Annotated in this window: 21 protein-coding genes; 15 read left to right on the top strand and 6 right to left on the bottom strand. The window is 38.6% G+C overall.

From position 1 onward, the window contains the following. Position 1: 1 nt before the first annotated feature. On the bottom strand, positions 2-370 hold the full coding sequence (locus B154_RS0103120; protein WP_018611822.1) for a transmembrane 220 family protein: 369 nt from the start codon (positions 368-370) through the stop codon (positions 2-4). 196 nt (positions 371-566) lie between these two features. Here B154_RS0103120 and B154_RS32130 point away from each other — a divergent pair, with 196 nt between their 5' ends. After that, positions 567-722, top strand: a complete 156-nt coding sequence (locus B154_RS32130) for a hypothetical protein (RefSeq protein ID WP_018611819.1) — start codon at positions 567-569, stop codon at positions 720-722. Positions 723-858: 136 nt separating this feature from the next. Here the strand turns inward: B154_RS32130 and guaB are convergent, their stop codons facing one another. Then, positions 859-2355 (bottom strand): IMP dehydrogenase, encoded by a 1497-nt coding sequence (gene guaB, locus B154_RS0103110; RefSeq protein WP_033411052.1) that lies wholly within the window; start codon positions 2353-2355, stop codon positions 859-861. Between the two features lie 205 nt (positions 2356-2560). On the opposite strand from guaB, the gene lnt reads away from it, so the two are divergent. From lnt to B154_RS0103090, 4 genes are all read left to right on the top strand, one after another. Further along, positions 2561-4147 carry an apolipoprotein N-acyltransferase gene (gene lnt / locus B154_RS0103105; protein ID WP_018611814.1) on the top strand — a complete coding sequence of 529 codons (1587 nt, stop codon included), beginning with the start codon at positions 2561-2563 and terminating at the stop codon, positions 4145-4147. 143 nt (positions 4148-4290) lie between these two features. After that, entirely contained in the window at positions 4291-5088 is a 798-nt protein-coding gene (locus B154_RS0103100) for an alpha/beta fold hydrolase (protein ID WP_018611811.1), read from the top strand. Positions 5089-5361: 273 nt separating this feature from the next. Further along, a complete protein-coding gene (locus B154_RS30500; protein ID WP_018611809.1) occupies positions 5362-8004 on the top strand; it encodes a PKD domain-containing protein in 2643 nt (880 codons plus the stop codon). A gap of 151 nt (positions 8005-8155) precedes the next feature. Beyond that, positions 8156-8923: an SDR family NAD(P)-dependent oxidoreductase gene (locus B154_RS0103090; protein ID WP_033411004.1), complete on the top strand. Its 768-nt coding sequence runs from the start codon at positions 8156-8158 to the stop codon at positions 8921-8923. Between the two features lie 185 nt (positions 8924-9108). On the opposite strand, the gene B154_RS0103085 is transcribed toward B154_RS0103090, so the two are convergent. Continuing rightward, positions 9109-10095 carry a GlxA family transcriptional regulator gene (locus tag B154_RS0103085; RefSeq protein WP_018611805.1) on the bottom strand — a complete coding sequence of 329 codons (987 nt, stop codon included), beginning with the start codon at positions 10093-10095 and terminating at the stop codon, positions 9109-9111. Positions 10096-10352: 257 nt separating this feature from the next. Between B154_RS0103085 and B154_RS0103080 the strand changes: the two genes are divergently transcribed. The 4 genes from B154_RS0103080 (at position 10353) to B154_RS0103065 (ending at position 12184) form a co-directional block, all read left to right on the top strand. Beyond that, the gene (locus tag B154_RS0103080) at positions 10353-10733 is read left to right on the top strand and encodes a VOC family protein (RefSeq protein WP_018611803.1); all 381 of its coding nucleotides are present in this window, start codon (positions 10353-10355) and stop codon (positions 10731-10733) included. A 172-nt stretch (positions 10734-10905) separates the two neighbouring features. Next, positions 10906-11115 (top strand): hypothetical protein, encoded by a 210-nt coding sequence (locus B154_RS0103075; RefSeq protein WP_018611801.1) that lies wholly within the window; start codon positions 10906-10908, stop codon positions 11113-11115. A gap of 143 nt (positions 11116-11258) precedes the next feature. After that, the gene (locus B154_RS0103070) at positions 11259-11636 is read left to right on the top strand and encodes a VOC family protein (RefSeq protein ID WP_018611799.1); all 378 of its coding nucleotides are present in this window, start codon (positions 11259-11261) and stop codon (positions 11634-11636) included. Positions 11637-11755: 119 nt separating this feature from the next. Then, on the top strand, positions 11756-12184 hold the full coding sequence (locus B154_RS0103065) for a VOC family protein (RefSeq protein WP_018611797.1): 429 nt from the start codon (positions 11756-11758) through the stop codon (positions 12182-12184). Between the two features lie 151 nt (positions 12185-12335). On the opposite strand, the gene B154_RS0103060 is transcribed toward B154_RS0103065, so the two are convergent. Further along, positions 12336-13433, bottom strand: coding sequence for an anhydro-N-acetylmuramic acid kinase (locus B154_RS0103060; RefSeq protein WP_026259921.1), 1098 nt, complete (start codon positions 13431-13433; stop codon positions 12336-12338). An 84-nt stretch (positions 13434-13517) separates the two neighbouring features. On the opposite strand from B154_RS0103060, the gene upp reads away from it, so the two are divergent. From upp to mfd, 3 genes are all read left to right on the top strand, one after another. Then, positions 13518-14162 (top strand): uracil phosphoribosyltransferase, encoded by a 645-nt coding sequence (gene upp / locus B154_RS0103055; protein WP_018611795.1) that lies wholly within the window; start codon positions 13518-13520, stop codon positions 14160-14162. 318 nt (positions 14163-14480) lie between these two features. Then, the gene (locus tag B154_RS0103045) at positions 14481-15482 is read left to right on the top strand and encodes a PorP/SprF family type IX secretion system membrane protein (RefSeq protein ID WP_018611793.1); all 1002 of its coding nucleotides are present in this window, start codon (positions 14481-14483) and stop codon (positions 15480-15482) included. A gap of 313 nt (positions 15483-15795) precedes the next feature. Continuing rightward, complete coding sequence (gene mfd / locus B154_RS0103040; protein WP_018611792.1) at positions 15796-19209, top strand: transcription-repair coupling factor; 3414 nt, start codon at positions 15796-15798, stop codon at positions 19207-19209. Positions 19210-19378: 169 nt separating this feature from the next. On the opposite strand, the gene B154_RS0103035 is transcribed toward mfd, so the two are convergent. Together B154_RS0103035 and B154_RS27555 are read right to left on the bottom strand one after the other, a co-directional pair. Then, positions 19379-20362, bottom strand: coding sequence for an ROK family protein (locus tag B154_RS0103035; RefSeq protein ID WP_018611790.1), 984 nt, complete (start codon positions 20360-20362; stop codon positions 19379-19381). A 73-nt stretch (positions 20363-20435) separates the two neighbouring features. Further along, positions 20436-22184 (bottom strand): MFS transporter, encoded by a 1749-nt coding sequence (locus B154_RS27555; RefSeq protein WP_245542540.1) that lies wholly within the window; start codon positions 22182-22184, stop codon positions 20436-20438. Between the two features lie 112 nt (positions 22185-22296). Here B154_RS27555 and B154_RS0103025 point away from each other — a divergent pair, with 112 nt between their 5' ends. The 3 genes from B154_RS0103025 to B154_RS0103015 all read left to right on the top strand — a co-directional run bounded on the left by B154_RS0103025 (position 22297) and on the right by B154_RS0103015 (position 26495). Further along, entirely contained in the window at positions 22297-23712 is a 1416-nt protein-coding gene (locus B154_RS0103025; protein ID WP_018611786.1) for a glycogen synthase, read from the top strand. Between the two features lie 51 nt (positions 23713-23763). Then, positions 23764-25053, top strand: coding sequence for a glucose-1-phosphate adenylyltransferase (locus B154_RS0103020; protein WP_018611784.1), 1290 nt, complete (start codon positions 23764-23766; stop codon positions 25051-25053). Positions 25054-25151: 98 nt separating this feature from the next. After that, positions 25152-26495, top strand: a complete 1344-nt coding sequence (locus B154_RS0103015) for an MFS transporter (RefSeq protein ID WP_018611782.1) — start codon at positions 25152-25154, stop codon at positions 26493-26495. The last annotated feature ends 1 nt before the right edge of the window (position 26496 follow it).

Raw genomic sequence — 26496 nt, 5'->3', positions numbered from 1 at the left:
TTTATTTTGCTATAAAATAGTTTATTGCTAAAGCGGCACTTATAATGAGCAATCCAAAAAACTCTCTTGTTTTTTCTATGTAGGGCTTGGTGGCCTGCATGCTTTCTACAATGCTCGGTCTATTATATTTTAATACCCAGTCACGCACACCGTCTTTGGAAAAAAATATTTGTATAGCGTAAATAAGATAAAAGGCAATCGCAATAAGGTATATGACCGGGTAAAATTTACCGAATGCTGCAAGACCGCAGCAAATAGCGGCGACCATATAAATGGGTACCCAAAGCCATGAGTCCTTATCATTGAGATTTACATAGGCAAACAAAACAAATGCAATGCAGAAAAAACCGTTTAGAATACTTAAGAACATAATAGTCTTTTTATGAGAATTGCTTTTAAAACGAAATTAATTTATTATGAATTGTAAAAATAACAATAATTATTTTCAAAGTTTCAACTTGCAAAAGTGATTTTCGTCATGTTTCTATAACAAAAGACCACGCTGCTGGTTGTACTTTTATTTTTGAATTACTATTCAAAAAAGTAAATGCTGCATCATTCCGGAAATGGTGAGAATAGCAATTGATGAGGTAGTAAATATATCTTTTACTTCTCTTGCTAACCGAGAGGTCTCAGAAAAGTTTTATTTACAACAGGTACCAGGTAAAACGGTGGCTGTCGTTTTTAAGAAAAAAATACGGGGAAGAATAAGAACAGATTGAGAAGTTTAAAGCAGAAGTCGATTTACTAAGATATACTTTGATTTGAATTCTGCTTTAAACAATTTTCTCAATCTTTTCAACTATTAAAATAAATGGTGCGAAGCTTTTATTATCACTTGTTACTACCGATAATAACTCAGCCGCGGCTGTAATTGGGTGCTTCCTTTGTAATAACTACATCGTGTACATGGCTTTCACGCATTGCTGCATTAGAAATTTTTACAAAGCGTGCCTTTTGCAAATCTTGTATCGTTGTTGCTCCACAATACCCCATACCCGCACGAAGCCCTCCTGTGAACTGGTATACAACTTCATTTACACGTCCTTTATATGAGATACGACCTTCAATACCTTCGGGAACATATTTTTTTATGTCTTCTTCCACATCCTGGAAGTAACGGTCTCCACTGCCATCTACCATGGCGCCTAAAGATCCCATTCCCCGATATTCTTTAAATTGTCGTCCTTCATAAAAGATGGTTTCCCCGGGGCTTTCTTCTGTTCCGGCAAAAATGCTTCCCATCATTACTGAATTTGCTCCGGCGGCAAGGGCTTTTACCATATCTCCTGTATAACGGATACCTCCATCAGCTATCAATGAAACACCTGTACCTTTTAGTGCGTTTGCGGTTTCCATAATTGCAGTTAATTGCGGAACTCCGATGCCTGCTACAATACGCGTGGTGCAAATCGAGCCTGGTCCTATGCCCACTTTCACTGCATCGGCCCCGGCTTCTGCCAGCGCTTTTGCTCCTTCGGCCGTTCCCACGTTACCTGCAATTACCTGCAAATCTTTAAAATTGCTCTTTAAAGATTTTAAGGCATCAATTACCCCTTTACTATGTCCGTGGGCACTGTCAAGTGTTACTACATCTACGGCAAGATGCTGCAATGCCGCTGCACGATCAAGCATATCTCTTGTAATACCTAGGGCCGCACCTACCAAAAGTCGTCCGAAAACATCTTTACCAGCATTTGGAAAATTCCGCAAATGCAAAATATCTCTGAAAGTTATTAATCCCACCAATTTTCCACTTTTATCTACCACCGGTAATTTTTCCACTTTATGCTGGCGCAGAATAACTTCAGCTTGTTTAAGGTCGGTTCCCTCTGGGGCGGTCACGAGATTTTCTTTTGTCATTAATTCGCTAACCTTACGCTGCCTGTTATTTTCAAAGCGCAGGTCGCGGTTTGTAAGAATACCTACAAGTTTGTTTGAATTGTCAACAATGGGTATTCCTCCTATTCTGTTTTCTCTCATTTGCCGCATTGCATCGCCAATTGTGGAGTCGACAGTTAAAGTGATTGGGTCGATAATCATTGCGCTTTCGCTTCTTTTGACCTTCCGCACCTGTTCGGCCTGTTGGTCAATACTCATGTTTTTATGAAGAATACCTATACCACCTTCGCGGGCAAGGGCAATAGCCAGTTTAGCTTCTGTGACAGTGTCCATAGCCGCAGAAAGCATAGGGATCTTTAAAGATAAACTTTTTGTAAGCTGGCTGCTAATATCTACATCACGTGGTAATACCTGGCTATATCCAGGTAGTAATAACACATCATCGAAGGTTAAACCTTCGCCGAAAAATCTTGAGGAATCTATATTGTTGTTAAAGGTGGAATTTGTTGCCATGTGCAAAGATAGAGGCAGGAAATAATACGAGGCAAATAATTCTGAAAGGGTTTAAAGCTTTGGGGCCAAAGTTTAAGGTATAAAAAATTGATGCGATTTTCAATTTAACTATACCTTATCTTATACCTAACCCTTACTATTCTATAACCTCGCCTTTCTATTCCTTTTTTAACGAACTTGCCGCCCTTATTTTAAAAATGTTTATTTGAAAAAATATTCTTCTCTCATATTAAGTTTTTTATCTGGTTTACTGCTTGTATTAGCATGGCCTGTTTTGCCTTTTACGTTTCTTATTTTTATTGCATGGGTTCCGTTATTATCAATTGCTGACCACGAAAAAAACAGGATTCGATTTTTCGTATTTGCAATACTAAGCATGTTTATATGGAATTTAGGCACTACATGGTGGATAGGGAATGCTACTACTGCAGGAGCCGTAGGAGCTATTGTAGCAAATAGTTTTTTGATGACTATTCCACTTTGGGGATTTCATATTTTTAAAACGAAATACAGCAATAAAGCAGGTTACATTAGTCTGATAGTCTTCTGGATGAGTTTTGAATATATTCATCTTAACTGGCAATTGAGCTGGCCATGGCTAACATTAGGAAATGTATTTGCCACACAAACGGACTGGGTTCAATGGTACGAATATACGGGAGTGTCGGGTGGAAGCTTTTGGGTATTGAGTGCAAACATAATGGTTTATAGCGCATTTAAAAACAGGCACAGCATAAATAGAAGTAAAATTATTACCGCAACAATTGCCATCTTGTTTTTGCCTTTTGTCTTATCGTATTTGATACACCCTGCAAAGGCCGATGTAAAAAAAGCAATAAATAATGTAGTTATCGTTCAACCTAATATTGATCCTTACAGTGAAAAATTTGATGTAGCCTCAACAGAGGAACAAATCCAAAAACTAATACATCTGTCTGAAGAAAAAATAGATTTTAATACGCGCCTCGTTCTTTGGCCAGAAACTGCTTTGCCGGTTGCCGTATTTCAGAACCAGGTTCAGGAAAACATGTATTATAAACCTGTTTTTGATTTTGTTAACAGGCATCCCAACATTACGCTTCAAACAGGTGTAGAGTCTTTAAAAAATTATGGAAGAGAGAAGCCTACGAACACTGCACGGCTGAATGAGTCAGATGGAAATTATTACGACGCATTTAATTCTGCAGTTATAATAAAAGCAAACCAACCGCTGCAATTTTACAATAAAAGTAAATTAGTGCCCGGAGTAGAAACGCTGCCCGATTTCCTGATATGGTTAGGTGCTATTTTTGAAAAATTTGGCGGGACTACAGGCGGCTACGGGCACGACAAATCAGCGCTGGCATTTGAAGATGCGGGAAATCCATATATAACTGCTCCTATAATTTGCTATGAAAGTATTTATGGAGAATATATTACAAGCTATATTAAAAAAGGAGCAAACCTGCTAACCATTATGACGAATGATGGCTGGTGGGCCAACACACCCGGCCATAAACAACACTTGAATTATGCCAGACTTAGGGCTATTGAAACCCGCAAGTGGATTGCGCGAAGCGCAAATACAGGTATTTCCGCCGTAATAAACAGCAATGGAGATATTTTAGAAAGCAGAAAATGGGATGAAGCGTCTTCTATAAAATATGCCATTCCCACGCTTGCAGGTGAGACTTTTTATGTACGCAATGGTGATATTCTTTTTAAACTCGCTATATTTTTAATGGTTGTACTGCTTGGCTACCACCTTGTAATGGTTTTGAAAAAAAGGTTTAGACGAGAACTTAGCACATAAGGATCATTAGCATTTTTCGTGTTGAAGTTTTGGTTGCATATGCCTTCGAAAACTTATTAAACATTGTTAGATCACTTTACGTGTACTTTCCTTTTTTTATTCATTAATCAAGAAATTTTATTTTTATTCTTTAAAGCTGAACTATGGAAAAAAAGTTTCAATACCTCAATACAGAAATGTACTATAACGTGTCAGGCGAAGGCAAAGCTGTTGTTTTGTTGCATGGCTTTGCGGAAGACGGTAATATCTGGAGTGAACAGGTCAGCTTTTTACAGAAATATTGTAAACTTATAATTCCTGACTTGCCTGGCAGCGGCAAATCGGGCATGTTGCAAAAAGACAACGTAGCTATTGAAGGTTATGCAACCTTTATAAATGCTTTGCTTGAAAATGAAAATATTGAAAAATGCATTTTGTTAGGTCATAGCATGGGCGGCTATATTACCCTCGCCTTTGCTGAGATGTTTGCTCAGAAGCTTACGGCCTTTGGTTTTGTTCATTCAACTGCATTTGCAGACAATGAAGAAAAGAAAACATCACGGCAAAAAGGAATAAAAATGATGGAAGAATATGGTGTTTTTCCTTTTTTAAAAAATACCACGCCAAATTTATTTTCTGAGAACTATAAAAAACAGCATCCGGAAAGAGTTTCGGAATTGATTGAACAAGGCAAAAATTTTAGTAAGGAGGCATTAATACAATATTATGCAGCAATGATGAACCGCCCCGACAGAACCGAGGTATTAAAAAAAAGCAAAGTTCCGGTACTATTCATTATAGGTTCTGAAGATAAAGCAGCACCTGTAGATGATGTGCTAAAACAGGTTCCCTTACCAAAAACTTCGTATGTACATATTATTCGCGGAGTAGGACACATGAGCATGTGGGAAGAGCCGGAGAAGCTTAATAAGTATCTTCTGGAATTCATTATAAATGCCTGATAAATTTTTATAGTAAAAGAAATCGCATTAATTGCAATATTTGTTTTAACCGGATTCATAAAGCCTCATTTTTTACACTTAAACAGAAAATTATTGACATAGTAGGTTCGTTTTTTTCTAAACCAAAGTGTTTTTCTACAGTGTTATCAGTGATAGCTAAATCTTTTGTAAATAGTAGATTGTCAAAAGTTCACAACGACCTGAATATTTAAACGTTTTCGTACATTCACCTTTATATAGGTATGGGTTCAGTAACTTGTATCTCATCTCTTCATGAAAAAATTCATAGTACTTATAATTACGCTATTATATTTTTTACCGGTTTATGCCAGTCATATATCAGGAGGAGAATTGTTTTATGAATATGTCGGCCCTGGCACTTCTGCAAACAGTAGCAAATATAAAATTACCATGCGCTTGTTTCGAGACTGTCATCCCGCAGATCCCCTGGCTCAGGCATTAGAAAGTGAAGTTGTAGTTGTAGGCATTTATCACAATAGTGATCTGACATTTCAATCTTCTGTACAGTTACAATTAATACGACCAATTCCAGAAATTAAATTAAATACTGCGGTAATACCCTGCCTTACCAGTGCCCCTGAAGTATGTTTCCAGGTAGGAGTTTTTTCAGCTGAGGTCGAACTGCCAGCTTCTGCGGACGGTTATCTTTTGTCATGGATAAGGTGCTGCAGGCGTAATAATATTGCGAACTTGGCTGTGTCATCAGGCGTTGGGGCTACCTTTACCACCACAATACCGGGTACATCGGTTTTACCCGTTGGCCACAACAGCAGCCCTCAATTTGCTATAAAAGATACGGCACTTGTTTGTCAAAATAAAAGTTTTGTTCTCGACTTTGGTTCATCTGACGCTGATAAGGACTCTATAAGTTATTCGTTTTGCGAAGCATATTCAGGAGGAACAGTATTAAATCCCGACCCTGGAAGCGAAGGTGGGGGAGGGTTACCCCAACAGTTAACTTTAACCTCTCTACCTTATAAAAGTCCATTTAGTGGCAGTAGTCCATTAGGTGCGGGAGTAACTATAAACCCGGTTACAGGGAAGATAACAGGGATCGCTCCAGCCTCAGGGAGTTATGTAATAAATGTATGTGCAACAGAATGGAGAAACGGAAAAGTGATTAATATACATCACAAAGATTTTATTCTTGAAGTTGGCAATTGTGACTATGCCACAGCTGAACCGCTCCCAATTTCAGGAGCCTGGTGTAAAGATTCTTCTGTTCATTTCAGTAATAATAATAATTCTTCTTCTATAAAAAGTTACCACTGGGATTTTGGAGTTCCTGGTGCAACATCAACTGAAGCAGCTCCCTCTTATACCTATCCTGACACTGGTGTTTATACAATAAAACTTATAGTTAATGGTACTGGAGGATGCATAGATGAAGACTCAACAACAATAGGTGTTTACCCTGGCTTTAAACCCGATTTTCAAGTGACCGGCAGTTGTTTTCAAACGCCTTTTGATTTTAGAGATAAAAGTACCACAGGAAATAACGGTACAATAAATAGTTGGGCCTGGAATTTCGGTGATTCTTCCTCTGCTTCTGACGTGTCTTCTATACAAAATCCTACTCATACATATGCTGATTCAGGAACAAGAAATGTAAAACTTGTCGTTACCAGCACTAAAGGTTGCGTGGATTCAATCATAAAGCCAGTTGAAGTAAAAAATGTTGCCGCATTGTCTCTTCCCTTCAGAGATACTCTGATTTGCAATAAAGATACTTTAGCCTTACAGGCTATCGGGAACGGTACTTTTGCATGGACTCCTGCTTATAACATTATAAATTTAAACTCTTCTGATCCTTATGTTTTTCCTAAACAGACAACCACTTATTCTGTAACTGTTACAGGCGAGGGAGGATGTATAAATAAAGATTCTGTCACAATTAATGTACTTGACTCTTTAACTGTCAATGCAGGAGCGGACACGAGTATTTGTCTCACTGATACCATTGCCTTGCTTGCTGAAAGTGAGGGATTAAAGTATAGCTGGGCTCCAACAAGTGGAATAATCAACAGAGCTGATATTAAAAATCCTATAGCCCGTCCCGATACAACAACAACATACACTGTAACCGCTAGCGTTGGTAAATGCGAGGCCAAAGATGCTGTAAGAGTAAAGGTGGTTCCCTACCCGCGTGTAACGGCAGGCCCCGATGTTATTGTTTGTTATGGAAACAGCGCACCGCTTGCAGCTACAATTACAGGCTCTTCCTTTGCATGGAGTCCTCAAAATTCTCTGACAAATGCAAATACTTTAACACCTGTTGCTAATCCTTTGTCAACCACTTCCTATATTCTTACTGCATATGATACAATTGGATGTCCAAAGCCCAAAACTGATACAATAGTAGTAACTGTTGTGCCACCTGTAAAAGCTTTTGCAGGAAATGATACAAGTGTAGTTGCAAATGAGCCGCTTCAGTTAAATGCGTCAGGAGGTAGTGTTTATACATGGAATCCAACTATTGGAATGGATAATTCTTCCATTGCTAACCCGGTAGTTACCTTAAGCGCTTCATACGATTCTGTCATTTATAAAGTAAGGGTGGGTACTGAAGGGGGATGTTTTGCAGAAGATGAGATGAAAGTTAAGGTATTTAAGACGGGTCCTGATTTATTTATTCCAACTGCATTTTCGCCTAATGCGGATGGGAAAAATGATGTCTTGAAACCTTTGCCGGTAGGTATAAAAAGTTTCAATTATTTTAGAATATATAATCGCTGGGGGCAAATGGTGTACAGCACTACAACTATTAACAACGGATGGGACGGCACTTTCGAAGGAAAAGAGCAACCCACAGGAACGTATGTCTTTATGGCCCAGGCAACAAATTACCTCGGAAAATCAATTTCTAAAAAAGGAACTGTTGTGTTAATAAGGTAAAGGCAAGATTTTGTAACACATTTTTCATTTAACGCCGCTTATCATAACTCTTCTGATGCAGCGTTAATCGTTTTTACTGGTATTTACATTTCCTTAGGTGATTCTTTATTTTCGATTTTTCATTTGCCCCCTGCTTCCTACCTTCGCAGCTATGCATAAGATAGTATTAATAACAGGCGCAACATCAGGGTTTGGAAAAGCTATAGCAGAAAAATTTGCTTCAGGTCATTGGAACTGTATTATTACCGGCCGTCGGGCTGATCGGCTTCATGCATTTGCAGATGAACTAAGAGAGAAGTATGGCGTACGCATACTAAGCCTTGTATTTGATGTGCAGCACAAAGAGCAAGTTTTTCAAAATCTGGGAAATCTGCCTGATGAGTGGAAAGAGATTGATGTACTGGTTAATAATGCAGGCCTCGCACTCGGCCGTGATACTTTTGATAAAGGAAATATTAATGACTGGGACACAATGATCGACACAAACGTTAAAGGTCTATTGTATGTTACCAAGGCTGTGCTTCCATATATGACATCTAGAAATCATGGTCATATTATAAACCTTGGTTCTATTGCCGGAAAAGAAGTGTACGAAAAAGGAAATGTGTATTGCGCAACAAAATTTGCGGTAGATGCTTTAAGCCAATCGTTCCGCATTGATCTCTTGCAATATAAAATAAAGGTCACTGCCATACATCCCGGTTCTGCTGAAACTGAATTTTCAAATGTTCGATTTAAAGGTGATGAGGATAAAGCGAAGCAGGTGTATGAAGGATATACCCCATTGTATGCTCCTGATCTTGCAGATATAACCTGGTATTGTGCCACACTACCGCAGCATGTATGTATTAACGAACTTGTTGTTACAAGTACGGCCCAGGCAAATGCAGTTAATTTTTATAAGGAACAGGCTCAGTAGGTAAAAAAGCTTTCTACCAATTTTTAAGTTTTTTCTTGTTATTCTTCAATAGCATGGTGTGAGCCTGCGTGATGATGAACAGAAGATTTCTTTTTCATAAAAAGACAATTGAGGCAGTAAAAGAAAAAAGAAGGAATAGGGTTAAATATTGCCGTTGAAATTTAGAAAAAAAAAGCAAGGCGTATTTATGCAGGCACAGCTTCTTTATTGTATTTATTGCGGTATTCAATAGGAGATAAACCGGTGATCTTTCTAAATATAGTTCTGAAAGCTTTTGTGTCTGCATAACCGACTTCGTACATTACCTCATTTACATTTTTCCGGCTTGTTTCAAGGCTTTTTTTAGCCGCCTCTATCTTTACCCTTTGCAAATATTCCGCGGGCGTATTGCTGGTGGCTTTTTTAAAACGCCTCTCAAAGTTTCTCCTTCCAACCGCGCATTTTGACGCTAAATCTTCTACAGATATTTTATCGCCCACATTATGCTCAATGAATTCCTGCGCCTGCTTTATTGCCTCATCCTTGTGCTCTTTTTGAGGGTTAAATATCATAAACGAAGATTGGCTATTTCGCTCTATTTCTATTTGAAACACTTTCGAGCAAAGTATAGCCATCTCCCTGCCGGCAAATTTTTCAACAAGATATAAAATAAGATTAAGCGAAGAATACGCGCCTCCGCTTGAATAAATGCCTTGTTCGTCTGTAATTATTCTGTCAGTAACAAGATGTACGTCAGGAAACATACTTCTGAAATCATTCGCAGCTACCCAATGCGTGGCACACTTTCTTCCCTTTAGTAAACCTGTCGATGCAAGCAAAAAAGATCCTATGCAAAGGCTCGCTATTTCAGCGCCTGATTTATATTGTTTAATCAGCCATGGAATAAAATCCTGGTTAGCCTCCAAAGCTTTTTTCATGTCGCTCTCCTGAATGGCAGGTATAATGATAAGGTCCGTTTTAATATTATCGTCAATCAGCACATCAGGATGTACACTGAATAAACCTTTTTTCATCCGGGTCTCTTTATTAAGTCCAACCAGTTGAATGGTAAATAAAGGTTGTCTGCCTGCCCGCAAAAGGAAAGAATTTACCTGAGAAAAAATTTGGTGGGTTCCTTCAATATTGGTAATGCTGACATCCCCTTCCGGAACAAGTATAGATATGTGTTTCATAAGCCAAATCTAAGCGAATAGTTTGTCACAATCAACCCCTTAATTTGCCGTTTTTACACCCTCTCATATTCAAATAATGAAGGTAGGTTTGTAGTAGCAGTATAAAGTGAGCTGATAGCAAGATAGGCTTGTAAAAATAAAACAGGTATTGCGAGATGCTTTTTTTAAAAAAAAATTTTGGAATAAAGCGGTTTAAAAGATGAAAGCTGTTTGATTGTATAATTAAATTTTAAAGATTAATCATTAAAACATTTTCTATGTTTAAGCATACAAAAGCCTTTAGCAGTTTTTCTGTTGATGACCTGCAAAAAGCAAAAGCATTTTACAGTGAAGTGCTTGGGTTAAATGTGACTAACAATCCAATGGGATTGATAGAATTACACATCGATGGAGGAGATAAAGTACTTGTATATCCTAAGTCAAACCATACACCTGCAACTTTTACCATTCTTAATTTTTCTGTAAATAATGTGGAAGACGCGGTAGCTGAGCTAAACTCAAAGGGAGTACGTTTTGAAATCTACAACGAAGCTAATTTAAAGACGGATGAAAAGGGAATCGCACGTGGTGGTGGGCCTACAATAGCATGGTTTAAAGATCCGGCGGGTAATATTTTATCTGTGGTTGAAGAAAAGTAATATAAAGGGAAGATGATGTGTCTCCCTTGCAAGAATTCATTATCAATCTTACAAACATATTTTAAAGAATTAAGCAAGAATTCCAGCAACTTCAGAATTGAACGCAGGAGTAATTATTACCAATATAAATAAGGAAAGATGTATTAATTAAAGGACTCTAGAATTTTAAAAAATGGTAGAAGTTTTTAAAACAAATATTCAGCAACAAAAACAAGCAGAGATTCTTGTAGGCGTTCTGTCAAACTACTTCCCGCTTACAAGAATAAATTTTGATTTAGAGGATTGTGATAAAGTTTTAAGAGTGGAAGGAAAAATTGTTTTGCCAGAGAGAATAATGGAAATATTGAATTCTGAAGGATTTTACTGCACAATCCTGGAATAAGAAAAATGAAGTGTTAGCGGGATGGATGAAGGTTGGAGTGATTTGTTTCGATTTGCGTGAAATCGCTTGCTTTTAAAGATTTGATTTCAGATATTTATCTTATAAAAGATAAATACACATTTTTTAAAATTTATAATAAAACTATGGAAAACGATAAGCATCCAACTCTTGCAAATGGTAAAGTTTGCTACATAGAAATACCAGCCGTTGACGTTGATCGCTCAGTCTCTTTTTACAGAGAAGTTTTTGGTTGGAAAACCAGGAAGCGCAGCGACGGGCACATTGCTTTTGACGATGGGGCAGGTGAGGTAAGTGGAACCTGGGTAGTTGGACGCCGTCCGTCAGGTAATCCTGGCCTTTTAATATATATTATGGTTGACAGCGTTGCTGCCGCTATTGAGTTGGTTATTGCAAACGGTGGCAAAATTGTTCAGGCAATTGGTGCAGATGCGCCAGAGATAACAGCCAGGTTTAGTGATCCGGCGGGTAACGTAATAGGCCTATACCAGGAACCGACTTAAGATGACGGACATAATGTGAGCTTCCTTATTGAATAATTTCCAATAAGATTTATACGAATATTAAAAGATGTTAAACGGGAAATAAACATCAATTATATTTTAAACTAAAACAAAATAAAATGGCTACAATTAATGCTTATTTAAATTTTAACGGCAATTGCAGAGAAGCTATGACATTTTATAAGGAATGTCTCGGGGGAGACCTGAACCTGCAGACGGTGGAAGGTTCGCCTATTGAAGCTCAATGTCCTACTGCCATGAAGCACCAGATTTTACATGCTGCATTAACCAGAAATGGATTACTACTGATGGGGTCCGATATGGTAGGGCCAGAAGGCTATATAAAAGGAAATACAATGGCGCTTTCTGTAAATTGTGACAGTAGTGAAGAAATTAATTCATTTTTTTCAAATCTTTCTGCCAGTGGGCATATTATTGACCCCTTAAAAAAGCAATTTTGGGGAGCCCTGTTTGGGGTTCTTACCGACAAGTTTGGAGTAAGGTGGATGTTTAATTACGACGAAAAACAGCAACATCAAACAGTTTGATAAAAACAGCTTCTAAAAGCATTATATCCAATTATACCCTTTGCAACGTTAAATTGAAAACGGCAGATGAACGGAATGCGTCGCAACGATGTACAGACGGAGCAATAAAGTCTGTACCCAAAATTTTAATTGTTTTTATTGCGAAAGATTGTTACGCCTCCTGGCCTATCCATACTGCTCCTCCTATGCTGCTTCGTTGTGCACCTGTTACACTTTGCAAAACATTGTATTCTTCCCTCCATCTTAGAACGCCGATCAGGCCCATTATCAATGCTTCTTTGTAATTGATAATGGTGGCCTCGGGTACTATAACCTCTATCAAAAAAGGACGAAGAGACTCTGTAAGGCGCTGTATAAGGAACGTATTGAAGGCTCCTCCGCCTGTTACCAAAAGCTTTGTATTTTTTATTTCTTCATTTGCAGACAGCTTTTGAATAGAATAAACAAGTTGCATAACAATATGCTCTGTATATGTTCTTAATTTATCTGCAATTGATATGTCAAAGGCTTGTATCAATGGGAATACGACATCCGTTCCGAAGTTGTTAGCCAACGATTTGGGATGCGGTAATGAATAATAATAGAGCGCATTTAAACGTGTTAATAAAGGCGTATACACTTTTCCGGTGGAAGCACTGTAGCCACCTTCGTCGTAGTCTTTTCCCCCGGTATTGGCAATCATGTTCATTACTCGGTTGGCTGCACAAACATCAAAAGCGACATAATCGTTTTGACTTTTATAAGAAAGATTTGCAATGCCGCCAAGGTTGAGATAAAGAGAATAATCATTAAATAAAAGTTTTTCTCCTATTGGTACAATTGGTGCACCCTGACCACCAAAAGCAACGTCCATAGCCCGAAGGTCACTTACCACATTTATTTCTGTAGCCGCGGCAATAGCCGCTCCATCACCCAGTTGGGCTGTCATTCCCAATGCAGGGGAATGAAAAGTTGTATGGCCATGTGAGGCGATTAATTGCACTTTATGATGCAGATCAAACTCCTCAATGAATTCATTTACCTGCTCACCGATGAATTTCCCGTAAGCAGTATGCAACAAAAGATAATCATATGCAGAAAGATTGGTAGCGTTTTGCAACTTCTCAACCCATTCCTGTTTATACGGCTTGCAGCTTGCCGCTTTTATTTCAAAACTCCACTTGCTTCTACTTTCTTCAAATTCCGCGAAAGCGATATCTAAACCATCGAGCGATGAACCACTCATAATTCCTATAACTCTATACAACATAAATATTTGAGATTAAGTGTTCAAATGGCAGATTTGCCGTAATTTTCAGGCGGCAATGTACAATCTCAAATCTGCAATATTACTATGGTCATTAATTTAAGCAAGCAACATAGTCTCGTCAGCAGTTGGGTAGGGGAACTTCGGGACGTTGAAATACAAACCGACAGGATGCGTTTCAGGCGCAATCTTGAAAGAATTGCAGAAGTAACAGCTTACGAGATCAGCCGGGAGCTGGAGTGGGAAGAAGTTGAAATACAAACGCCGTTAGGAATTGCAACCTCTAAAAGATTAAAAGAACAACCGGTACTAGCTACAATTTTACGGGCAGGCTTACCTATGCACTACGGCATGCTTAACTTTTTTGACAAAGCAGACAACGCTTTTATATCTGCCTACCGTAAACACAGGCATGATGGTACTTTTGAAATTAGCCTTGAATATATGAGTTGTCCGTCTCTGGCTGGAAAAACCATTATTATCAGCGACCCTATGCTTGCCACTGGTGCCTCTCTGGTAAAATCGATACAGTATATGAAGAATGAAGGCTTGCCGGAAAAAATTCATGTCGTAACTGCCATTGCCTGTACATCAGGAATTGAATATTTGAAACTTGAACATCCTGAAGTAAAAATATGGTGTGGCGAAATAGACGATGAACTGACGGGAAAAGGTTATATAGTACCCGGACTGGGAGATGCGGGCGACCTTGCGTTTGGTTGCAAAATATAAAGCTAAGCTGGAAAAATTGTAAAGACAGAGGCAACAATTTGCTTTAAAAGAATGTCTTTTAGTGAAAAAATTATTTGTGAAAAGGCCGCGAAAGCAGGGAGAAAATCTGGAAAAAAAATGGTAAATGCCGCTGGTACCTTTAGTGTGTAAGGCTCCCGCCAGCAATAAGGCCAGTGACAATACATTAGTTAAACTTTTCAGAAGAAAATTTATTTTTACTTGTTATCTTCATTAAAACAGAGCAAAATTAAAAGCAGAAACAAAACTTAATAATTGATATACTATCATGTTTTTCTGCGATAATTTCAACCGTAACTAATGCGTATCTTCTTTTTTATATTTTTTATTTTTTTTCTGTTAGTTAACGCTAATGCACAGGATCCTCATTTTTCTCAATTTTTTGCATCTCCACTGACGCTTAATCCTGCATTAACAGGTAAGTTTGATGGAAATCTACGTGTAGCAGGAAATTATCGCAATCAGTGGCCCACTATAAACCGTGCATTTACGACCAGTACAGTTTCGGTCGATTTTCCCATCATGCGCAATTACATATCACCTACTGATACATGGGGCGTCGGTGTAATGGGTTATTCTGACCAAAGTGCAAATAGTGCCTTGAAATTTAATTATCTCAGCATTTCAACAGCTTTTCACAAAGGCTTAGATGAAGATGGTTACCAACAAATAGGTGCAGGATTCCAGGGAACTTATACCAATATGATGTTAGATGTTTCTAACCTTAAATTTGAGGACCAGCTTACGCCTTTTGGTTTTACCGGCAGCACTGGCGAAATATTTAATAATTCTACTTTGAAGAATAATTATTTTGATCTTAATGCGGGTATCCTGTACACTGGTAGCACAACGGATAAAAATAATTTTTATGCGGGCGTTTCTATGTATCATATTACACGTCCAAAGCAACATTTTACAGGTACGTTTTTTCTGCTTAATCCAAGAACTACGTTTCATGCCGGCGCATATTTCCCAGTTGGGGGCACAAGTACTCTTCACCTGAGTGGTTTATATAGCCTACAGGCGCAGGCATCAGAAGCAGTTCTCGGAGGAGCTCTTCAGCTTCCTGTAACAGAAGGTGAAAAAGCTACGAGTGTGTATTTTGGCAGCTGGATTCGTTTGAACGATGCTGTAATTCCCTATTTAGGTCTTGAATTCAGCGATTTTCGTTTAGGTGCTACTTACGATGTTAATACATCTTCATTAAAAACGGCTTCACAATCGAGAGGTGGAATAGAAATTTCGCTTATTTATATTAAAAAATCTCCTGCCAGCAGAGGCTTGCCGTGTCCTAAGTATTAATTTTATTATCCTTCTATCAAGAATTTGTAAGAAAGGCAATAACGCGTTAACCATGATATTAAACCGCTTAATTTGTCTTCCAGTGCTTTTGCTCTTTTTCGTATAAAGAAAGCCTTATTGCCGTTACAGGCAACCTAAAGTTTTATCTAATGCTCCGTCAATTTTTTTTAAACGGTTCTCTTTTCCTATGCCTACTTCTCACTGTACGCAAACGTTCTTAACAATAATTCATTCTCATTTTCTTAATTCTAAAGTTTATCTTTGCAAACTTTAATTCACGTCAGCAACGTGTATTTGGATTTTCAAAGAGCGAATGAACCTGCAGCATTTAACCGATAAATTTCAAAATAACCCCCGCCTTTTTCAGTTGGCGGACAGGCTAACTTTTTCCGAACCTCAGCATATCCATTTAAAAAACCTTCATGGGAGCAGTATTGAATTTACTGTTTCTGCTATTTTCAATCATAAAGCAACGGAAGGATTAAATCATCTTATTATTTTAAATGACGCTGAGGAAGCCGCTTATTTTCATAACACATTAGAAAGCCTTACTAGCGCACTCGACCTTTTTTATTTTCCTTCTTCTTTTAAAAACAGGAAGAATTTTAAGCTGCTTAACAGCAGCCATGTTATGCTTCGTGCAGAAATGTTAACGAGGTTATCAAATGGAGGAAATAAAAAGCTGATCGTAACCCATCCTGAAGCATTGTTTGAAAAAGTTGTTCTTCCAAAGACCCTTTCGGGCAATATTATCCAGATTAAAACAAATGATACCATAAACTTAGATGGGTTGATGGAGTTGTTTGTGATGTATGGCTTTGAACGAACAGACTTTGTTTACGAACCGGGTCAGTTTGCTTTGCGTGGAGGTATTTTGGATATTTATTCTTTCGGCAATGAAAAGCCTTATCGCGTTGAACTTTTTGGTAACGATGTTGACAGTATTAGAATTTTTGATCCTGAAACGCAGCTGAGCGAAAGAAAGCTGATGCAGGTAAGCATTATTCCTAATGTTGATACTCAATTTGATAGCGGTGAGAAAGTATCACTGTTAGAATTTTTGCCTGAAAATACAGTTGTCTGGACTCAGGATTGGCAATTTGCAAAGGAAAGAATTTTAATACAGGAAGAAGATCTTGATTTTTTTGTTGAATTGCAAAAAGAAAGTGCAGGTAAAACTCAGCAGGTTGAAGAAGATGATGATACTAAAGTTCTTAAAAATGTAAGTCTTGAAGATTTTGTAAAAGCTAGCGTAATAGAGCAGCAGCTTGCAACCAGGCACATTGTGGAATTTGAAAGACCCAGTTTCAATAATAGTTTTGAAATCGAGTTCAACACAAAAGAACAACCATCGTTTAACCGTCAATTCGATCTTTTAATCAAAGATCTGAAGCAATGGGAAAAGAAAGGATTCGAGCTGTTTATTTTTGCAGAAAATCCTAAACAGCTTGAAAGGCTTCACAGCATTTTTGAAGATCTGAAAGCTGAAATAACATTTACACCACTTGCAAATGATATCCATCGTGGTTTTATTGATGAAGATCTAAAAGTAGTTTGCTATACTGATCACCAGGTTTTTCAACGATACCACAAATACAAGGTTAAGCAGGCCTATAATAAAAATAAAGCTCTTACGCTACGTACTCTTCGCGAGTTACAACCAGGAGATTATGTTACCCACATTGACCACGGCGTAGGCACTTACAGCGGATTGCAAAAAATTGAAGTAAATGGTCGTTTACAGGAAGCAGTAAGAATCATATATAAAGACAATGATATTCTGTATGTAAACATTAACTCCCTTCATAAAATAAGTAAATACACAGGTAAAGAAGGAAGCGTGCCTAAGGTTAACAAGATCGGCAGCGATGCGTGGCAAAAACTGAAGGAAAAGACCAAAACAAAAGTTAAGGAAATTGCGTTTGACCTTATACAACTATACGCTGAAAGAAAAGCACAACAGGGTTTTGCATTTAGCCCTGATAACTATATGCAAACCGAACTGGAGGCTTCGTTTATATATGAAGACACTCCTGACCAGAGCAAGGCAACAGCCGATGTAAAAAAAGACATGGAAAGTCCTTCGCCAATGGACAGGTTAGTCTGTGGAGATGTTGGCTTTGGTAAAACGGAGGTTGCCGTTCGTGCCGCATTCAAGGCAGTGATAGATGGAAAACAGGCAGCAGTCCTCGTTCCGACAACTATTCTTGCTTTTCAACACTATAAGACTTTTAAAGACCGTTTAAAAGATTTTCCTGTCACAGTAGATTTTGTAAATCGTTTTAAATCCTCAAAAGAGAAAAAAGAAACCCTTCAAAAATTACAGGAAGGTAAAGTTGATATCATTATCGGTACCCACTCCCTGCTTGGTAAGGAAGTTCATTTTAAAGATTTGGGAATAATGGTGATTGACGAGGAACAAAAGTTTGGAGTGGGAGCTAAAGAAAAACTTAAGACCTTAAAAACCAATGTTGACTGCTTAACGTTAACGGCAACACCGATTCCCCGTACGTTGCAGTTTAGCTTGATGGGAGCGAGAGACTTAAGCATCATTAATACACCTCCCCCTAATCGCCAGCCGATACAAACGGAGCTGCACGTTTTTAATGAAGACTTCATTCGTGATGCTATATACTATGAGACCGAAAGAGGAGGACAGGTATTCTTCATTCATAACAGGGTACAAGGTCTGCAAGAAATGGCAGGTTTAATACAGGGGTTATGCCCGGATTTAAGTATTGGATATGCACACGGCCAGTTGGAAGGACATGAACTGGAAGAGAGAATTCTGGATTTTATCGACAAAAAATATGACGTGTTGGTTTGCACCAATATTGTCGAAAGTGGAGTTGACATTCCAAACGTAAATACAATAATCGTAAATAATGCCCACCATTTTGGATTGAGCGATTTGCACCAGTTGCGGGGAAGAGTCGGGCGCAGCAACAAAAAAGCTTTTTGTTATTTGCTCGCTCCTTCGTTAAGTACTCTACCTACTGACAGCCGCAAACGGTTGCAAACATTGGAGCAACACAGCGAGTTGGGCAGCGGCTTCCAGATTGCAATGCGCGACCTCGATATTCGTGGTGCAGGAAATATGCTAGGTGGTGAACAGACAGGTTTTATGGCAGAGATTGGCTTTGAGATGTATCAGAAGATTTTGAACGAGGCAATCAGGGAGTTAAAACGAAGCAAATTCAAAGACTTATTTAAAGAAGAGATTCTAAAACAGGATGAATATGTATCAGATTGCACGATTGATACCGATCTTGAAATTTTAATTCCTGATGCTTATGTTGATAGCATAACTGAACGTTTGTCTCTTTATACACGATTAGATAATTGCGATACTGACAAAGAGCTCGATGAATTCAAAACTGAGTTGCTGGACAGGTTTGGTCAAATACCTCAACCTGTTGAAGATTTATTTACAACGGTTCGTTGCCGTAAAATAGGCGTAGAGCTGGGCTTTGAAAAAATGACTTTAAAAGACAACACACTACGCTGCTACTTTATTAATCGTCCGGATTCTCCCTATTTCGAATCAGATATTTTTAAAAATATTCTTGGTTATTTACAAACCGGGACAAACAAAGCAAAACTTAAACAAGCAGGCAAATTGTTCTTATTGGTTGTTGAGGATATTAAAAATATGGCGGAGATGTATCGATTTCTAAAAATGATGCATAAGGAAGTGATTAAATCTGAGGAAGTTGTAGAAATGTAAGTTCCTTTTATTACTCTGACTTTTTGTAAACCAGCTATAGAAACATCTATTAAACTTCTGTTGCGACGCTCCGTTGGACTGTTCCAGCTACTGTGAAAGTTTTCCAGGCAAAAAGACGTAAGGATAATGAGGACCTGCGATATTCTGAAGGCCCTCATTATTTTTATTTTCAGGAAGGCTTTTTAGATTCCCAAACAAGCGCCGAAGCACCTAAAATAGCGGCGTCGGCTTCTTTTAATTCGCTAAAAATCAATTTCACCTTATTTTGATAGATAGGGAGCACATTTGCTTCCATATGTTCAAGCGTAGGATTTGTAAGTAAGTCGCCTGCTTTGCACAATCCTCCAAACAATATAATTGCTTCAGGGGAGGAAAACATGATAAAATTCGCCAAAGCTTTACCAAGTATTTCACCCGTAAACTTGTAGACTTCGTTGGCTATTTTATCTCCAAGTATTGCACATTCATACACAACGCGGCTGTCTATTTCGTCTTCTTTATAGTTACGTAGAAGGCTAGGTTCGTTAGGATGACTTTCCAGCATTTCAAGTGCTGTCATTTTTACTCCGGTAGCCGAGGCGTAAGTTTCGAGAGAGCCGCGCATACCTGTTCCCTTGTGTAGCCGGCCATTGGGTATAATAATAGTATGACCCAATTCTCCCGCAAATCCATCGTGGCCATAAATGACCTGCCCGTTTGCAACTATGCCACTTCCAACACCTGTACCTAAGGTTATCATTATAAAATCCTTCATGCCTCTTGCAGCACCATACATCATTTCACCTACCGCCGCAGCATTGGCATCGTTGGTAAGGGCAGCAGGCAAACCAAATTTGGCAGTTACCAGGTCAGCAAAAGGAATGATTCCTTTCCATTTTAAGTTGGGAGCATATTCAATAGTACCGTTATAATAGTTGCCATTCGGCGCTCCTATTCCAATTCCTCTTATTAGCTCATCTCCGTTTATAAGGTCAAGAGCAGGTCTTACTGCTTCATACAATGCATCTACATAATCGGTTACATTATCATATTTATTAGTTGATAATGCACCGCGGTATTTGATTTCTCCCCGCGAATCTACAATACCAAAAATGGTATTTGTTCCACCAATGTCTATTCCTAAAGCAAACTGGTGTGTGGTTGGTACTACCATAAAAGAAACTTGTTTCTATTGAAATTTGATTAATTGAATTGATTTAAACGCAAAAGAAATTAAAAAAAAGTATCTAGGCAACTTCTGCTGAAACTGGGATAGAATTAGCTTCATCGGTGACAGTTTCATAATCTATTCCCTGTTTTCTTAATATGCCTTTTACTACAAACGCGAACACTGCAAGATACGCAAAACAAACCACCGGTATCCAGTAAGATTGATGAATTCCGATACCCGGTACATCGCTTTTAGATTGAAGGTAATCAGCAAGTTTTCCCTGCAGGGGTGGTATGATTCCTCCGCCTAAAATCATCATAATTAAAAAAGCCGAACCCTGGCTTGTGTATTTTCCCAACCCGGTAACGGACAGGCTGAATATACACGGCCACATTATAGAGCAAAACAACCCCCCGCTTAAAAAAGCATAGGTAGCAATTGTTCCGGTTGATAATACACCAATCATCGTAGCGGCAGCGCCCAGCACACTAAAAATTAAAAGAGTTCTTGCTGGTTTGTCTTTACTTAAATAAAATGCTGCAATTTGTACCAACACACAAATAATATACAAATACAAAGGGCGCATATCATTTTGAGCAATTGTATTTACTCCTATTACGATTCCAAAAGCAAGGACTGGAACAACACCAAGCAATATTTTGTTTGTTGATTTTGAAAGATTAAAAACCGTAATAGATCCAGCCCATCTTCCAATCATAAGGCTACCCCAATACATTGAAATAAAGGGCGCAACCTGGGATGATTGAAAATTTCCAAAATCAGGTTGTCTTAAAAGTTCGCTGAGGTTACTAACTATTGTTACTTCTGAACCTACATATAAAAACAGAGCAAGCATGCCTAAAACAAGTTGCGGATACTGCATTGCTCCCCATCCTTCCGGTGATTTTCTCGCGCTCATATTAGCAAACAGTAAGCTTATGACCACCACGGCGAATGCACCTGACAGCCATTTCATTCTATAAGTTTCCATATTGTGTTTTACCTCAGCAGTTGCGTTGGTAAGGTCTGTTTTATAGCTGTTGAAAACTGGTGCAAACATTATAATCAATAAGCCGGTTAGTATTAGAAGTGTGAACAATGCTTTGTTAGCTTTTTCTGTTTTTTCTATTAAAATGCCTGAAGGAACTTTTTTAGAAAAATAAAACAAAGCTGCAGCAAATATGAATAATACACCTACACAGGCATACAGGATAATTACTTTATCAAGCGTTAATGCAGCGATCTGCTCTTCTGTGAGTGCCGCTGTGGTACCAAACAACGCAAGGGCAACAATGATGGGGCCTATCATTGTTCCAAAAGAGTTTATACCTCCCCCAAGATTTACGCGGCTTGTACCGGTTGAGGGATCACCTAACGTAATCGCAAAAGGCTGTGCTGCAGTTTGCTGCAGTGAAAATCCTAGGGCTACTATAAACAGACCAACAAGCATACCCGTAAAAGTGTTCGCATTTACCGCAACGATCATAGCAACAGCGCCTAAGGCCGAAAATAACAACCCATATACTATACTTCGTTTATAACCCCACTTTCCTACAAGGTCTTTACCGCCAAAGGAACCATAGGCAAAAAAAGCCAATGCGCCAAGGTAATAGGCACCATAAAAAGCAAAATCAATTAACTGACTTTGAAATTGATCAAGGTTAAAATAATGTTTGCAGAAGGGAATAAAAACGCTGTTGCCAGCAGCTATGAATCCCCAGAAAAAAAAGACGGTAACAAGCGTACCGAGAGCTCCGTAATTTGTTGGAATTCCTTGTGATTGAATATTTTGTGAAGAGGGCATATTCACAGTTGCGCCGGCCATATCATTTGTTTTTGAATTATGAAAGTAGCAGATTTTTTTTATCTGCAAAATTTTCATTTAATTATTTGTTAATCCCAAAATGTTGCTTACTTTGAACGCATATTAATTGTCAATGGAAATCTTACATATTAGTGCAGAATGTTATCCGGTAGCTAAAGCAGGCGGCTTAGGTGATGTAGTTGGGGCGTTACCCAAATATCAAAACAAACTCGGACACACGGCTAGGGTAGTTATGCCTATGTATCGTACTAAATTTTTAAACGAAAATGAATGGGATGTAGACTTTAAAGGTCATCATCATTTGGGTCACCGTCATTTTGATTATACTATTATTAAAGAACGTACCAACAAACTCGGGTTCGATCTTTATCTTGTAGATATTTATGGTTTATTAGACAGGGAGAGAATTTACGGTTACGATGATGATAATGAAAGATTCATTGCATTTCAGATTGCGGTAGTTGACTGGTTAAATCACTGGGCATACAAACCTGATATTGTACATTGCCACGATCACCAGGCCGGACTTGTACCTTTTATGATGAAATATTGTTATGATTTCCTTTATTCTTTAGGTTCAGTTAAAACGATATTAACCATTCATAATGCTGAATACCAGGGGTGGCTGGGAATGGACAAGAAATATTATATACCTTCATTTGACAGTTGGAAACATGGAATGCTCGAGTGGAAGAATAACATTAATGCTCTGGCCAGTGGTATAAAGTGTTCTGATAAGGTAACTACGGTAAGTCCGAGCTATTTAGAAGAGTTGCGGCATTCGGCCAGGGGATTGGAAAATCTGTTTGAGTATGAAAGAGGTAAATGCCTTGGTATTCTCAACGGTATTGATACAGATGTGTGGAATCCTGCAACTGATACTTACATTACTCAAAACTTTTCTTTAGAAGACGTTGCAAGAGGAAAAGAAGAAAATAAGCAAATACTTTGCGATCAGTTCAATCTTGATGTAACCAAACCCTTAATTGTTTTTATTGGCCGGCTTGTAGGAGAAAAGGCGGCAGATGTATTGCCAGATAGCATTCTCGCTTCTATTTACAGTACCCAAAAAAATGTTTGTTTTCTTATTCTTGGAAGTGGAGAGGGTGATGTAGAGTGGAGATTAAATAACCTTGTAGCAGAATTTCCGGGTAATTATAACGTTATGATAGGCTACAATGAGAAGTTAAGTCATCAAATGTATGCTGGCGCAGATTTTTTATTAATGCCAAGTAGAGTGGAACCTTGTGGTTTAAATCAAATGTATGCTATGCGGTACGGGACGGTGCCGATGGTAAGAAGTACAGGAGGTCTTCGTGATACTGTAATCGACATGGGAGATGAAGGAGGTTACGGTATTCGGTTTATTCATGCCTCAGTCGGCGATATAATCCACTCTGTTAACCGTGCAGTGGATGTATTTAAAGAGCGCGACAAACTTGACCTAATGCGTTCGCGAATGATGCAGGTAGACAATAGCTGGGACAGCAGTGCCAAACATTATTTAGAGGTTTACCAAAGCTTATAATAACCCATTTTTAACTTAACAATTAATAACTTAAAACTAACGATCCCAAATATGCTTAACCATTCAAAATCAGTAGTAGCAGTTATACTTGGCGGCGGAGCCGGAACAAGATTGCATCCCCTTACAGCAAGTCGCAGTAAGCCAGCCGTACCTATCGCAGGTAAGTACCGTTTGGTAGACATACCCATTAGTAATTGTATAAACAGTAGCATTAGCCGCATGTTTGTACTTACACAATATAACTCTGCTTCCTTAAACAGGCACATAAAAAATACATATCATTTCAGTGCGTTTAGCAGTGGTTTTGTTGATATCCTTGCTGCAGAGCAAACACCTGATAACCCCAGTTGGTACCAGGGAACAGCCGATGCAGTTCGGCAATCTCTTCGTCACCTGCAAACTTTCGATTTTGAATATGTTCTTATTTTGAGCGGCGACCAGTTGTACCAGATGGATTTTTGTGAAATGCTGGATAATCATAAAGATACTGGCGCCGATATTTCAATTGCAACAATACCGGTAGCAAAGCGTGAAGCTAGTGAGTTTGGTATTCTAAAGGCCGACAAGAATAACATGATTACTTCCTTCATTGAAAAGCCAAAGCAGGAACTTCTTCCTGACTGGGTCAGTGATACGGGGGAGGAGATGAAAGCGCAGGGACGTATCTACCTTGGTTCAATGGGTATTTATGTTTTTAACCGGAAATTACTGTTTGAATTATTGGAAGATACCATGAAAGATTCAACGGATTTCGGGAAACAAATACTCCCCGAATCTATTGGAAAATATAAAGTGGCCAGCTACCAGTATGAAGGTTATTGGACAGATATTGGAAATATTTATTCTTTTTACGAAGCTAATCTCGCCCTTACCGACGATCTTCCGCCTTTTAACCTGTTTGACAATACAAACACTATTTTCACGCGTGCCCGCATGCTTCCGCCGGCAAAATTTACCGATACCCATGTCGAGAAATCTATCGTTGCCGAAGGTTCAATTATTCATGCAGGACGAATAAAGGGTAGTGTGATTGGTATCAGGTCCCGCATAGGAGCAGAGACAGAAATAATAGACAGCTACCTTATGGGTAATGACTATTTTGAAACGTTGGATCAATTGTTAACTAATGAAGAAAAAGGTATTCCTGCTGTTGGCATTGGTCAAAGATGTCATATAGAACATGCCATAATAGATAAGAATTGCCGCATTGGAAATGATGTAAGAATTGTAGGTGGAAACAAAATTGCAAATGTTGAACACGAATTATACACAGTGAAAGATGAAATTGTAGTAGTAAAAAAGAATGCGGTACTTCCTGACGGCTATACAATCGGAGAATAAAATTTTTAAAAATATAATGTAAAACATCCTTTTAAGGATGTTTTTTTGTTACTTTTATCAGGCATGTAATTATTACATATTAACAGCTAACAATTGCTATGGCCCTCGTAACTATAGATCCCGTTGCTCCTGCCCGTAAAAACAAGCCCAATCTCACGCTTTTCCAAATTTTCAATATGAGCTTTGGCTTTTTGGGAATACAGTTTGGTTTTGCTTTACAAAATGCAAATGTTAGCCGGATTTTTCAGACGTTAGGAGCAAAGGTGGATGAAATTCCGATTCTATGGATTGCGGCACCGCTTACAGGATTGCTGGTGCAGCCAATAATTGGATATCTGAGCGACCGCACGTGGCATCCCTATTGGGGAAGACGAAGACCTTTCTTTTTTATAGGATCTATACTTGCTTCACTCGCTTTGTTTACAATGCCCAATTCAACAGCCCTCTGGATGGCTGCTTTGCTGCTTTGGGTACTTGATGCTTCCATCAACATTTCTATGGAGCCATTCCGTGCTTTTGTTGGTGATAAGTTAAACAGCCGCCAGCGAACCACAGGTTTTGCTATGCAAACCTTTTTTATTGGCGTTGGTGCGGTCATTGCTTCTTTGCTCCCTTATTTTTTCACCAATGTTTTAAATATTAGTAATACTGCTCCGGAAGGAGTAATACCAGACTCGGTCAGGTATTCGTTTTATATTGGTGGTCTTGTGTTTTTTAGTGCTGTTTCCTGGACTGTTTTTTCTACTAAAGAAATGCCTCCGGATGATATACAGTCATGGAGTGAAGAAAAAATGCGAAGCAAAGGAATGGTGAATGCTATTACAGAAATTACCAACGGCTTCACAACCATGCCTCCGACTATGCTGCAACTGGCAATTGTTCAGTTCTTTACATGGCTCGCATTTTTTTCTATGTGGATATACACTACTTCAGCAGTTGCTCAAAATGCATTTCATTCTACTGACACTACTTCCAAAGCTTATCAGGACGCAGGTGATTGGGTGGGTGTAATGTTTATGGTCTATAATGCTATTTCGGCAATTACGGCTTTTCTTCTTCCTCTTCTGGCATTGAAAATCCGGCGAAAGTATACACATATGATTTGCCTTATCATTGGCGGTCTCGGTCTTGTTTCTATGCTTTTTATACAAGATAAAACGATGCTTTTGCTTCCAATGGTCGGTATCGGCCTCGCCTGGTCTTCAACCCTGACCATGCCCTATGCGATTCTTGCAGGTGCTCTTCCCGCCCATAAAATGGGATTTTATATGGGCGTATTTAATTTCTTTATTGTCATTCCTCAGATTTTAGCTGCTGCTATTCTCGGTTTTTTTGTAAGAATATTATTTAATGATCAAAGCATTTACGCCCTTGTTATTGGTGGTGTATCGATGATAATAGCAGGTTGGCTTAATGTGTTTGTAAAAGACGCCGACGAATAAG

Origin of the sequence: Segetibacter koreensis DSM 18137 (genome assembly GCF_000374045.1) — a bacterium.
Lineage (GTDB): Bacteria > Bacteroidota > Bacteroidia > Chitinophagales > Chitinophagaceae > Segetibacter > Segetibacter koreensis.
The sequence above is the reverse complement of the archived record's forward strand: the minus strand, read 5'-3'. Positions and strand labels throughout refer to the sequence as shown.